The sequence below is a fragment of the Streptomyces sp. NPDC046465 genome (assembly GCF_040646035.1).
Lineage (GTDB): Bacteria > Actinomycetota > Actinomycetes > Streptomycetales > Streptomycetaceae > Streptomyces.
This window is the reverse complement of the sequence record NZ_JBEYZK010000032.1, coordinates 26,548-38,835: the sequence shown is the minus strand read 5'-3', so window position 1 is coordinate 38,835 and position 12,288 is coordinate 26,548. Positions and strand designations below refer to the sequence as shown.

The following is a 12,288-nucleotide window of genomic DNA, read 5'->3' as shown; positions in this document are numbered from 1 at the left end:
GAGGCGGCTCCACGTGATGGGTGCGTCGGAGGAGGCCACCCTGGCGGTCCGGCTCGACCGTCTCTTCACCGACGAGCCCGTCCCGTTCCGTTCACTCGTCGGCGGCGACTACGACCATGGCATGCGGCTGCTGCCGGGGGTGGAGGCACCGGGTACGGAGGGGTTCGCGCTCCACGCCGTGCCGCGGGGGTGAGGCCGGGGCGGGGGCCTGCCTCAGCTGCCGGAGTCTCCGCCGCCGTCGCTTCCACTGCTGCTGCCGCCGAAGCCTCTGTTGCGGCGCCTGTTCGACTTGGCCACCGACGCCACGACCTCCGCGGTCACGGTCGTCGCCTTCGCGACACCGCGGACCCAGCGCGGGCCGCCCCGCGCCGCCCAGACGACCGCACCCAGGCCCGCCGCCGCGACCAGCACCGCGATGCTGAGCAGCACGATCATCATCGGCCTCCCCTTCCTTCCTCGTAGGAGAGGTGTTTTCTACGGAGCCGGTTCCCTGCCGGTTCCTCAGAGCCGGTTCCCCGCCGGGAAGCCGTGCCTGCGCGCCGCGAACACCACCAGCAGCACCGGCGCCAGAAGCAGCAGGATCGTCCAGGGGAAGGACGCGGTGCCGACCAGGCCGAGCAGGACGCCGCCGAAGACGCCGCCGCCCGCCATCGCGACGTTCCACAGGGTCACGAGCATGGCTTGGGCCGCGTCCGCCGCGCCGCCACCACTCGCGTCACCCGCCGCGGTCTGGAGCAGCGTGGGCGCACCGCCCCAGCCAAGGCCCCACAGCGTCACGGCGACGTACACGAGGGCCGGGGTGTCGGAGAAGACGGCCAGGACGGCCGCCGCCACCCCGACCAGGAGCACGCTGGCCAAGGTCAGCGCGCGCAGCCTGCGGTGGATCAGTGCGCCCACGACCCAGATGCTGACCAGGGACGCGGCGCCGAAGACGAGGAGCACGAGGTCGGTCGAGCCGCCCATGCCGAGCCCGTCGAGGTAGGTCGCGATGTACGTGTAGAGCACCGTGTGCGCCAGGACGAAGACCAGGGTGACGAGCAGGACCGGTGTCACGCCGGGCACACGCAGGACGCGCAGCATCGGGGTCTTCGCGCCGCCCGGCTCCTGCCCGGGGTGGTCGGGGACGAGCGCGGCGATCCAGGCGAGCAGCCCCACGGTGAGGCCGGTCATGACCAGGAACGCCACCTGCCAGCTGAGCACCTTGCCGAGGAACGTACCGGCCGGGACACCGAGCGACAGGGCGACCGGGATGCCCGCCATCGCGATGGCGATCGCCTTGCCCTGGAGGTGGGCCGGGGCCATGCGGCGGGCGTAACCGGCGAGCAATGCCCAGGCGAGCCCCGCGGCGACACCGGCGACGAAACGTGCGGCCATCGTCAGCGCGTAGTTGTCGGAGACCGCGGTGACGGTGTTGGCGGCGGCGAAGCCCGCCATCGCCGCGAGGAGCAGCCGCTTGCGCCGCCAGCGGGCTGTCGCGGCGGTCAGCGGTATCGCGGTGAGGGCGGTGCCGATGGCGTAGACGGTGACGGTCTGACCGGCCGCCGACTCGCTGACTCCGAGGTCGGCGCTCATCGCGGGCAGCAGACCCGCGGGCAGCGTCTCGGTGAGGCTGGTGATGAAGACGGCGGTGGCCAGGGCGAGGAGGGCCAGGAGGGGGAGCTTTTCGGGGGACTTGGGTGGGGCGCCTGTCCGGGTGGGTGAGGGTGTGGGGACGGGTGCGGGTGCTGGTGTGCGCATGGGTGCCGGGTCCTTTTCGGTACGGGTACGGGCACGGGTACGAGTACGGGTGCGGGTGCGGGTGCGGGTGTGCGTGGGATTACGGGGGGGGAGCGGGTCAGGGCGCGTACGTGGCCAGGCGCAGCACCTTGCGGGCCGTTTCGTCGGCAGGACCGTGGCAACGGAGCACGGGGGCCGCGACGTTGACCGCCGGGTCGTCGGCCGCCGGGCCGGTGAGGACGACCGCGCCGTCCTCCCGTAACAGGCTCAGGAGACTCGGCGCGGGCAGCGCGGGCAGGCCGTCGTCCGCGTGGACGACGAGCAGGTCGACACTGCCGAGCCGGGCGCAGACGGCGGAGGCCAGCGCCGCGGGGGCGGCGGAGTCCGTGCGGATCACGTGGGCGCGGGAGCCCACCTCCGCCGCCGCCTCGTCCAGGTCCGCCCCGGGGCCGCCGGTCACCAGGACCTCCGCGCCGCCCTCGACGAGCCGCTTCGCGACGGCCAGGCCGAGACCGGTGACGCCACCGATGACGACGGCTTTCGTGCCTGCGTACTTGGGCATCGGCCCCTCCTCCGTCCCGCGTTTCCTGCTGACGGGGACGACTCTGCTCGCGGGCGCTTCGGGATCGCTGACGGTCCGCTGACGGCCGCCCCCGCCACGCCGGTACGGCGCTGTGTACGGTGATCCGCATGCGTTTCGGGGTGCTGGGTCCACTGGCGGTGTGGGACGGCGAGGGGGAGCCGGTCAAAGTTCCCGAGGCGAAGGTCAGGGCGCTCCTCGCCGACCTTCTGGTGCACGAGGGGCGGCCGGTCTCCGCCGACCGGCTCATCGACGACCTCTGGGGCGAGACCCCGCCCGGCAACCCCGCCAACGCCCTCCAGGCCAAGGTCTCCCAACTGCGCCGGGTACTCGGCCGTGACCGCGTCGTGCGTCAGGCGCCCGGCTACCGGCTGCACCTCGACCCGGCGGCGGGCGACGAGGTGGACGCGGACCGTTTCCGCGCGCTGGTCGACGGAGCGCGGGCGGAGGCGGCGAATGACCCGCGGCAGCTGGCCGAACTCCTCACCCGGGCCCTTGCGTTGTGGCGGGGGCCCGCCTACGCCGACCTCGCCGACGAGGAGTTCGTACGGGCCGCGGCCGACCGGCTCGCGGAGCAGCGGCTCGCCGTCCTGGAGGAACAGGCGGAGGCGCGGCTCGCCGCGGGCGACCACACCTTGCTGACCGGGGAGCTCGCGGACCTGGTCGCGCGGCATCCGCTGCGGGAACGGCTGCGGGCCGTGCAGTTGCGTGCGCTGTATCGGGCGGGGCGGGCGAGTGAGGCGCTCGCCTCGTACGGGGCGCTGCGCGCGCGGCTGGCGGAGGAGTTGGGGATCGACCCCGGTCCGGAGCTGGTGGCGTTGCAGGAGGCGATCCTGCGACAGGACCCGACGCTGTCCGCCGCCCCGGCCTCCACCTCTCCCCTCGCCGGCGCCCCGGCCTCCGTCTCTCCCCTCGCCGCCGCCCCGGTGCCCATCGCTCCGGTCTCCACCTCTCCGGCCCCCGCCGCCCCGGTCTCCACCTCTCCGGTCCCCGCCTCCCCGGCCCCCTCGGCTGCGGTCGCCGCCCCCGCTCAACCCCGCACCAACCTCCCCGCCCAGCTCACTCCCCTCGTCGGGCGCGAGCACGCCGTCACGGAGATCAGCGGCCTCCTCGGCACCGCACGCCTCGTCACGCTCACGGGTCCCGGCGGTGTGGGCAAGACACGGCTCGCCGTGGAGGCGGCGGCGCGGCAGACGGAGGCGCGGCAGACGGAGGCACCCACCACCGAGGCGCCCACCGCCAAGGCACCCACCCCCTTCCCCGACGGCGTCCGGCTCGTGGAGCTCGCCGGGCAGCCCGGCGGCAGCGGCGTCGCCGACCTCGCCCTGGCGGTCGCCGCCGCACTCGGGCTCCGGGACGACGCGCCCACCGGCCCGGCGGGGCAGACCCGCCCCGGCGGGCCCCTCGCCCCCGCCGAACGTCTCGCCGCGGCCCTGCGCGACCACCGCACCCTCCTCGTACTCGACAACTGCGAGCAGGTCGTCGAGCAGGCCGCCGAGCTCACGGACGCGTTGCTGCGTGCCGCGCCCGGCCTACGGGTCCTCGCCACCAGCCAGGAGCCGCTCGGGCTCACAGGTGAGGCGGTGTTCCTGGTGGAGCCGCTTCCGGCGGCCGACGCCGTCAGCCTGTTCGCCGCCCGTGCGGCTGCCGCGGCGCCCGGTTTCGCGCTCGGCGACCCCGCGGACGAGGCGGCCGTCGCGGAGATCTGCCGCCGCCTCGACGGCATCCCGCTCGCCCTGGAACTCGCCGCTACGCGTGTACGGGCCCTGGGCGTACGGGAGTTGGCTGAACGACTCGGAGACCGTTTCCGGCTGCTCACCTCCGGGCAGCGGGGCGCGCCCGCGCGTCAGCAGACGTTGCGGGCGATGATCGACTGGAGCTGGGAACTGCTGAGCGCGCCCGAGCGCATCGTGCTGCGCCGCCTCGCCGTGCACCGCGACGGCTGCACGCTGGCGGCGGCGGAAGCGGTGTGTGCGGGTGACGGGGTGACCCGCGACGAGGTCCTGGACCTGGTGACCCGCCTCGTCGACCGTTCCCTGGTCGTCATGGCGCCGGGCCCGGCGGGCACGGGGACCGCGCCGCGCTACCGCCTCCTGGAGTCCGTGGCCGCGTACGCCATGGAGCGGCTGCGCGAGATGGAGGACCTCACCGGCGTCCGCGAACGCCACCTGCGCCACTACCTGGACCTCGCCGAACGGGCCGAACCCCGGCTGCGTGACGGCGGCCAGGCGACATGGCTCGGCCGCCTGGACGCCGAGGCGGCGAACCTGCGCGGGGCGCTGGACGAGGCGGTGCGCGCCCCGTTCCCCGCCGAGGCGACCCGGCTGGCCACGGCCCTGTCCTGGTGGTGGCTGCTCCGAGGCCACCTCACGGAGGCCCACCGCGCGCTGACGGCGACGTTGGGCGCGGACCTGGGCGCGGACCTGGGCGCGGGGCCGAACGGAGGGCCGGACTCGGAGCCGGACTCGGAACCGAACGGAGGGCCGAACGCAGCTCCGGACGCGGGCCCGGACGCGAGCCCGGACGCGAGCCCGGACGCGAGCCCGGACGCGAGCCCGGACGCAGGCCCGGACGCAGGCCCGTTGGCCGGAGCGGCCGAGCTCCCCGCGCTGCGCTACGCCTTCGCGCTGCTGACCGGAGAACGACCCGAGCCGCCCCCGCACGAACCGCCCCTGCCCGGATGCGGCCCCGCCCACCCCCGCACCCTCTGGCTCACCGCCTACGGGCTCTTCGCTGCCGGTGACACCCGTGGCAGCGAAGAGGTCAACGCCCACGTACTCGGCCTCGCCACCGAGACCGGGACCGGGACCGAGTCCGGTGACCGGTGGAGCGTCGGCGCCGCGCTCGCCCTGCGCGCCATGCACGCCCTGCTCCGGGGCGATCTCGACACGATCGGCGCCGACGGGACGCGCGCGGCCGGGATCTTCGCCGAGCTCGGCGACCGATGGGGCGAGTTGCAGACCGTGACGCCGCTCGCCGTGCTCGCCGAGATCAAGGGCGATTACGTCGAGGCCGCGCGCCGTCAGGAGGCGGGCCTCGCCATCGCCCGCGAGCTCGGGCTCCAGGCCGAGGTCGCCGCCCGCCTGTCCGGGCTCGGGCGGCTCGCACTGCTCACCCGGAGCTGGGAGCGCGCGGCCGAACTACACACCACCGCACAGCGGTTGGCGGCACAGCAGGGATACCGCTACGGAGAGATCCACGCGGAGATGGGCCTCGCCCTCGGCGCGCGCCGCTCCGGCGACCTCGCCGCCGCCGAGACGCATCTGCTGCGCATCCGCGACCGCCACGCCGACGTGTCCTCGCCCGCGGGCGACCATCTGCACCACGCCGAGCTGGGCTTCATCGCCGAGCTCCGCGGGGATGGGCCCGGCGCCGAGGCCCACCACCTCCTCGGCCTCGACGCCGCCCGCGTACTCGACGAGCCCCGCGCCGTCGCCCTCTCCCTGGAGGGCCTGGCGGGCGCGGCGGCCGTGTCCGGGGCGGCTGACCGGGCCGCTCTCCTGCTCGGCGCGGCGGACGCGGCCCGGCGCGGTGTGGGGGCGCCGCTGCCGCCCGCCGAGCGCGGCGACGTCGACCGGATCACGGCGGCGGCGAGGGCGGCACTGGGTAAGGCGGCCTTCGACGCGGAGTTCGCGCGGGGGGCGAAGTCGGCGCCGGGGCAGTTGCCGTAAGGCCGTATGGGAGTCGACCGATCGGCGCCGCACCACCCCTCGTACAAACCTTCGACCACTCCACCCCGCCCCGATACAGTGGCAAGAACCCGCATTTCACCGCATGCGGAGTTCTTTCACTGCACCACTACATCCGCTGGGGGACCCACATGGCACTGTTCGGCAACGCCCACACCGTCGACCCGATGAAGGCACAGAGCGAGTACGCACGCCTGCTCGGGCACGGCGAGCAGGTGCACGCCGCGTACACGCTGATACGCGACACCATGCTGTTCACCGACCGCCGCCTGATCATGGTCGACAAGCAGGGCATCACCGGCAAGAAGGTCGAGTACCACTCGATCCCGTACCGCAGCATCACGCACTTCGCGGTGGAGACGGCCGGGCACTTCGATCTCGACGCGGAGCTCAAGATCTGGATCTCCAGCAATCCGACGCCGATGCAGAAGACGTTCACCAAGGGCGTCGACATCTACGAGGTGCAGGCGATCCTCACGCAGTTCGTCGCCCGCTAGAGGTATTGATCGGCTGCCCGACGCGGTCGAGGGGGCGTTCCCGGCGATACCCGGCCCTTCCGGTTGGTTGGCGGGTACCCTGCCGGAATGAAGCGTGCTCACTGACGACACCCGCTGACCACACGACCGAGCGGGGGGGGGGACGGTAATGAGCAGGCAAGAGCAGATCACCCGGACGTTCGTGCAGCTCGCCGACACCTTGGGCGACGACTTCGACGAGGTCGACTTTCTGCGGCAGCTGGCCTCTCACTGCGTCGACCTCCTCGACATCACGGATGCCGCCGTCCTGCGGTCCTGCCCACCGTCGTCCTCCCAGCAGCCCTCCCCGGAAGCGGATCTGTACAGCCCGGCAGCAGCCGACGGCACGGATGGCGTGGGTGGCACGGGTGGCGCGGATGGCACGGGTGGCGCGGATGGCACGGATGGCGCCAGGGCCGCGATGCTGGACGTGGCCGTGCGCGAAGGCGCCGCCGCCGACGCTCACCGCACCGGCGCCGCCGTCGCCCCCGTGCACCTGGCCGGCGCTCCCGTCGCCTGGCGCGACTTCGCCGCCCGAGCCCACGCCAGTGGCTACACCTACGCGGGCGCCGTGCCCCTGCGCTCGCGCCAAGAGGCCCTCGGCAGCGTGCTGTTGCTCAGTACCGACGACCACCCGCCGCCCGCCGCCGACCTCGCCCTGGCGCAGGGGTTCGCCGACGCGGCTGCCCTCGGCCTCCTCCACGCCCGCGCCGTACGGCAGGTCGGCACCGTCAACGAACAGCTCCAGAACGCCCTGCACAGCCGGGTCCTCATCGAACAGGCCAAAGGATTCCTCGCCGCCCGCCAGGGCATCTCCCCCGCCGAGGCCTTCGACATCCTGCGCCACCACGCACGCCAGCACAGCCTGCGGCTCGCCTCCGTCGCCCAACACATGGTCGAAACGGCGGAACTGCCCCGGCCGACCACCTCCGCCCGGCCCCCGCACCGGGGTACACCGGCCGAGTAGGGGCGGACGGGCCCGGCCTTGCAAGGAGACAGGATTCAAGGAGACAGGGTGCTCACTTCGGCTGACACCTGGGGATTCACGAACACCTTCGAGCGATGCGAGCTGCTGCGCCGTGCGGCGGCCGACGCGGTCGCCAAGGCTCGTCGCATGCAGTCCGAGTCGGCGCAGATCCGACTGCGCGCGGCGCAGACCCGCGCCGACCTGCGGCGCGGCAGCGCCGCCCCACCGCCTCCCGTGGCCGTGCCCGAGGCGGCTGCCCGGCCCACGGCCCCCCGGCCCGCCGCCCCCCGGCCCGACACCTCGTCCCCGACGGTCGACCTCGCGGCCCTGGCCGCCTTCCTGCACGCCCGCCTGGACGAGGAGGCGGCTTCCGCGCACCTCTTCCATGAAGCCGACTGCTCTGCGGTGCGCCGTGCGCCCGTCGGCCCCGGCCCGGTCCGGTGCGGCTGCCTCGCCCCCCGCCGCCTGCACCAGAAGATCTCGACGCTCCGAGACCTCGCCCACGCCAATGAGGCCGCCGTCCGGGAAGCCGACCCCGATTCCCCTGGCTGGCCGTTCAGCGAGCTGGCCGCCCTGCTGGACCTCCAGGCCCTCGCCCTCCCCTACGAGCTGCACGAGCTGTGGTGCGAGGAGTGGCGACCCTGACGTCCCCGCACTCTCTCCGCACCCTCCCCGCCCCTCCCCAACCCTCCCCGCCCCTCCCGCTACCGACCTAAGTAGGTCGGCCTGCGCGCCCGTTCATACCAAAGGCGCCGCCGCCTCGACCAAAGGCCGATGAGCCCGTACCCCTCCCCGCACGATGCTGACGGTCATGCCGTGGGGCGTGTGGCCCGGCGGCGACCGACGGGAGGGTGGCGGCATGCGGCAGGGCGGCGGCATCAGCAGGGCGGGGTTCCTGGCGGGGGCGGGAGCAGGGGCCATGGGGGCTCTGGGGCTCGCGGGCGCTGCGGGTGCCGTGGGACGCCCAGGGGGCGCGGTTCCCGCCGGAGCAGGGGACCGGCGGGGGCTCGCGCACCGGGGGCTCGCGCACCGAGGGGTCGCCCACCGAGGGGTCGGTTACGAGGTCGTGGACGGGGAGTCGGCCACAACCGGCTGGGACGCGGCCCGCATGCGCGGTGACATGCGCGCGATCCGGCACGACCTGCACGCGAACGCCGTCTCCGTATTCGGCACGGGCGTCGACCGGCTCGCCGCTACCGCCTCCGAGGCCGCCGAGCGCGGCCTGAGCGTCTGGCTTCAGCCGCGCCTCGCCGACGTCCCGCACCGCGACATCCTCGACCATCTCGCCGAGACCGGGCGGCACGCGGAGCGCATGCGGCGCCACGGCGCGGACGTCCACCTCAGCGTGGGCGCCGAGTTCGTGCTGTTCGTCCCCGGGATCGTGCCGGGAGCCAACGCCGTGGAGCGCGTCGAGAACCTCCTGAAGGGCAACTTCGATCCGGAGAAGATGGTCCGGCGGCTGCGCGACTTCATCGAGCGCGCCGCGAAGACCGGCCGTTCCGCCTTCCACGGCCCCCTCACCTACGGCGCCGCCCAGGACGACGACGTCGACTGGTCCCTCTTCGACGTCGTCAGCGTCAACTACTACGCGTACCACCGCAGTCGGGCCGAGTACGTCAGGGAGCTCACGCCCTACAAGCGGTTCGGTAAGCCGGTGGCGATCACCGAGTGCGGCTCCTGCACGTACGCCGGGGCGCCGCAGGACGGCGGTATGGGCTGGCACGAAGCCGTCGACTACACGAAAGACCCTCCGGAGATCACCGGTGGCCTCAAGCGCAGCGAGCGCACGCAGGCCGCGTATCTCCTGGACGTCTTCGATGTCTTCGAGTCCATGAACCTGCACGCCGCACTCGTCTACCAGTTCGTCACCCCGGACGCCCCGCACCGCCCCCACGACCCGCGTCACGACCTCGACATGGCCAGCTACAGCATCACCAAGGCGATCCAGAAACGGCCCGGCGACCCGGCTTCCGACTGGCACTGGGAGCCGAAGGAGTCCTTCCACGCGCTGGCCCGCCAATTCCGACGGGCCTCGGCACGTCACTAGTCCCACCACCGGCGAGGACCGACTTGGCAGGCCGATGTCTTCCGTCGTCCGCGCGGGTGTGCTTGCCTGGGGGCCATTTCGGCTGTCTGGGGCGGGAGTTGCCGCAATGCGGATGCGGAATCTGTGGAGCGTAGGGGTACTCGTCGGGGTGCTGACACTGGGCGCCTGCGGGGACCCCGGCGCGGGGGACGCGGCACCGGCCGACCTTCCGGACGACGTTACGCACAGTGCGGCGCCGCCCGACCCCTCCGCGCCGGACGCCCCCTCCGACCCCTCCGGCCCCGACCCGTCCGCCACGACCCGGCAGCGCGTCGCGGGGAACGCCGCCCGGGGCGACGCCCCCAAGGTGCTCTACCTCGGCGACTCCCTCGCCATGGAGAATCAGGACGTCCTGGGCGCCCACCTCCGCGACCGCCTCGGCGCCCGCTACCGCAGCGCCCCCTACTCCGGCACCACCCTCTGCGACTACCTCGAAGGCACCGGCGAGGACTCCCTCGTCCCCGACAAGGACAAGGCCGCCGCCCTCGTACGCGCCGAGCACCCCGACTACGTGGTCCTACAGTTCTGGGGCAACGCGTGGGGCTACACGCCCTGCATGGACGGCATCACGTACGACAAGCAGCGCGAGAAGTACTACGACCGGTACGCGGCCGACGCGAGGCGGCTTGCGGCGCAGATTCACGGGGCGGGCGGTGCGGGTGGGGCGCGTGTGGTGTGGGTTCTGCAGGGGCCCGATCCGATCACGCCGGACCGCGTACGGGGCGTGAATGACCTCTACGAGGCGCAGGCCAAGTCGTCGTCCGGCGACCTCCTCGCCGACGCGGGGCGGTCGGTCGCTCCCGCGTCCGACCGCTATACGTGGGTCGAGTCGCTGCCCTGCACGGCGTACGAACGGTCGCACTCGGCGTACTGCCGTACGGGGCGGGCGGCGTTGCACCGGAGCGGGGACGACTACCTGCACTTCTGTCTGGCGCCGACCACGGCCAAGTCCCGTCCCTGCCCGGTCCGTTCGCCGGGTATCCGGAGGATGGCCTCGGCGATCACCGAGAGGATCGGTGCGGATCGCCGTTAGCGGTGGCGGCGACGAAGTGGCTGAAGGCGGCTTCCGTGACGGTGAAGGTGGGGCCTTCGGGGTTCTTGCTGTCGCGAAGGGCGACGGTTCCGTTGCCGGGGGCGGCGAACTCTATGCAGTCGCCACCGGTGTTGCCGCTGTACGAAGACTTACGCCACCGCGTGTGGGGCAGATCTTGACTGGTCGCCATATCGTTCCTCCATCACGCAGCTGATCAGGTCCGCCGACTCCTCCTCCGAGAGGGCGTCGGCCTGCAAGTTAGCGTAACGGCGGGCGGCTTCACGGACAGTTTCGGGGTTCGCGGTCATGTGACCGGAGATCAGGTCCTCCGTATAGACGAGCTCAGGGTCGTTGTCGAAGCGCAAGAGGTTGAACGAACCGGCCAGACTGGCATGTGCCCCGACTGAGTTGGGCAGTACCTGAACACTCGTCCAGCGCTTGTCCATGAAGTCCAGCAAGTGTCCCAGTTGCTTCCGCATGACGCTGCGCCCACCGATCGGGCGGTGCAGAACGGCCTCGTCGAGGATCACCAACGCCAAGGGTGGGTTCGTCCGTTCCAGTACTCGTTGGCGCTCCATTCGGGCAGCCACCAAGTCGTCGAGCCTTTCCGGCACTCCGGTGCTCAGTACGGCACGGGCGTAGTCCTCCGTCTGCAACAACCCGTACACCACCTGGGCCTGAAACGTGGAGATGTACGTTGCCCGCGCCTCCATCTCCGCGTACGCCTGGAACCACGTCGGCAACTGGCTCCGCAACACCAGGCCCACCAACCGCGAGAACGCCCCGTCCGTGCCCAGCGCCGCGTCCACCCGTTCCGAGAAGTCCCTCGTCGGCACCCTCTTCGTCGTCTCGATCTGGCCGATGAGTGAGCCCGTGACGAAGACACAGGAGCCCAACTGGGGCTGGCTCAGGCCCGCCGCCTCGCGCAGGCGGCGCAGTTCGGAGCCGTAGTAGTCGAGGGGCGACGCAGTGGGGTCGAGATCCCGCGCTTTTACCATGTAGCCCAGCGTAACCAGTCGACTCCACACAGGTGGCCTGAATCACATAACCCGTTCGGCCCACGCCCACTCGCCGCCCCGCGAGCGCCGCCGGACGCTGTATATCCCTGACCGCTAGACAAGAGGTGTGGCCATGAGCAGCGCAGCAGCTCCCGGCAAGCCGGACCACGGGAAGCCGGATCATCACGGGGCCAAGGCGGACAGCCCCTGGGCGTCCGGCGGGCCGATGTTCGCCGGTGTGCTGATGCTGGTGAACGGAATCCTCGGCATCTTCGAGGGCATCGCGGGCATCGCGAAGGACGACGTCTACGAGCGGATCGGCGACTACGTCTACAAGTTCAACCTCACCACGTGGGGCTGGATCCACCTGATCCTCGGCATCCTCGTGGCCGTCGTCGGCTGGGGCATCCTCAAGGGTGCGAGCTGGGCGAAGGGCAGTGGCGTCGCGCTCGCGGCGCTGGCGATCGTGGCGCAGTTCCTGTGGCTGCCGTACACGCCGGTCTGGGCGCTCATCTCGATCGCGATCGGCGTCTTCGTCATCTGGGCGCTGTGCAACGACCGCTCCGACCTGGCCGGACCCTGACCGAGGTCGCCCGGGCCGCGAGCCTTCCGCCGCAGGCCCGCGCGCTGGTTCCGTGGATCGTCCCGACCCTGCCGGCGGCGCCGAGGCTCTGCGCAGTTCCCCGCGCCCCTGAACACCTACC

13 protein-coding genes are annotated in these 12,288 nt (G+C 72.7%); 8 read left to right on the top strand and 5 right to left on the bottom strand.

From position 1 onward, the window contains the following. Positions 1 to 16: 16 nt before the first annotated feature. Positions 17 to 193 carry a hypothetical protein gene (locus ABZ953_RS35120; RefSeq protein WP_361732817.1) on the top strand — a complete coding sequence of 59 codons (177 nt, stop codon included), beginning with the start codon at positions 17 to 19 and terminating at the stop codon, positions 191 to 193. Positions 194 to 213: 20 nt separating this feature from the next. On the opposite strand, the gene ABZ953_RS35115 is transcribed toward ABZ953_RS35120, so the two are convergent. The 3 genes from ABZ953_RS35115 to ABZ953_RS35105 form a co-directional block, all read right to left on the bottom strand. After that, positions 214 to 438, bottom strand: a complete 225-nt coding sequence (locus ABZ953_RS35115) for a hypothetical protein (RefSeq protein WP_361732815.1) — start codon at positions 436 to 438, stop codon at positions 214 to 216. 63 nt (positions 439 to 501) lie between these two features. After that, on the bottom strand, positions 502 to 1,737 hold the full coding sequence (locus tag ABZ953_RS35110) for an MFS transporter (RefSeq protein ID WP_361732813.1): 1,236 nt from the start codon (positions 1,735 to 1,737) through the stop codon (positions 502 to 504). Between the two features lie 97 nt (positions 1,738 to 1,834). Continuing rightward, positions 1,835 to 2,278 carry an SDR family NAD(P)-dependent oxidoreductase gene (locus ABZ953_RS35105; protein ID WP_361732811.1) on the bottom strand — a complete coding sequence of 148 codons (444 nt, stop codon included), beginning with the start codon at positions 2,276 to 2,278 and terminating at the stop codon, positions 1,835 to 1,837. A 128-nt stretch (positions 2,279 to 2,406) separates the two neighbouring features. On the opposite strand from ABZ953_RS35105, the gene ABZ953_RS35100 reads away from it, so the two are divergent. From ABZ953_RS35100 to ABZ953_RS35075, 6 genes are all read left to right on the top strand, one after another. Beyond that, positions 2,407 to 5,967, top strand: a complete 3,561-nt coding sequence (locus ABZ953_RS35100; RefSeq protein ID WP_361732809.1) for a BTAD domain-containing putative transcriptional regulator — start codon at positions 2,407 to 2,409, stop codon at positions 5,965 to 5,967. A gap of 149 nt (positions 5,968 to 6,116) precedes the next feature. Then, positions 6,117 to 6,482, top strand: coding sequence for a PH domain-containing protein (locus ABZ953_RS35095; protein WP_361732807.1), 366 nt, complete (start codon positions 6,117 to 6,119; stop codon positions 6,480 to 6,482). 148 nt (positions 6,483 to 6,630) lie between these two features. After that, entirely contained in the window at positions 6,631 to 7,467 is an 837-nt protein-coding gene (locus ABZ953_RS35090; RefSeq protein WP_361732805.1) for an ANTAR domain-containing protein, read from the top strand. 48 nt (positions 7,468 to 7,515) lie between these two features. After that, a complete protein-coding gene (locus tag ABZ953_RS35085) occupies positions 7,516 to 8,112 on the top strand; it encodes a hypothetical protein (RefSeq protein WP_361732803.1) in 597 nt (198 codons plus the stop codon). Between the two features lie 214 nt (positions 8,113 to 8,326). Further along, positions 8,327 to 9,514 (top strand): abortive phage infection protein, encoded by a 1,188-nt coding sequence (locus ABZ953_RS35080; RefSeq protein WP_361732887.1) that lies wholly within the window; start codon positions 8,327 to 8,329, stop codon positions 9,512 to 9,514. 112 nt (positions 9,515 to 9,626) lie between these two features. Then, positions 9,627 to 10,586, top strand: a complete 960-nt coding sequence (locus tag ABZ953_RS35075; RefSeq protein ID WP_361732885.1) for an SGNH/GDSL hydrolase family protein — start codon at positions 9,627 to 9,629, stop codon at positions 10,584 to 10,586. Here ABZ953_RS35075 and ABZ953_RS35070 read toward each other — a convergent pair. Then, positions 10,555 to 10,776: a DUF397 domain-containing protein gene (locus ABZ953_RS35070; protein WP_361732801.1), complete on the bottom strand. Its 222-nt coding sequence runs from the start codon at positions 10,774 to 10,776 to the stop codon at positions 10,555 to 10,557. The two genes, ABZ953_RS35075 and ABZ953_RS35070, sit on opposite strands and share 32 nt — an antisense overlap. Then, a complete protein-coding gene (locus ABZ953_RS35065) occupies positions 10,736 to 11,584 on the bottom strand; it encodes a helix-turn-helix transcriptional regulator (protein ID WP_361732799.1) in 849 nt (282 codons plus the stop codon). The genes ABZ953_RS35070 and ABZ953_RS35065 overlap by 41 nt, the downstream gene beginning before the upstream one ends. A 226-nt stretch (positions 11,585 to 11,810) precedes the next feature. Between ABZ953_RS35065 and ABZ953_RS35060 the strand changes: the two genes are divergently transcribed. Continuing rightward, complete coding sequence (locus ABZ953_RS35060; protein ID WP_361732883.1) at positions 11,811 to 12,167, top strand: hypothetical protein; 357 nt, start codon at positions 11,811 to 11,813, stop codon at positions 12,165 to 12,167. Positions 12,168 to 12,288 lie beyond the last annotated feature (121 nt).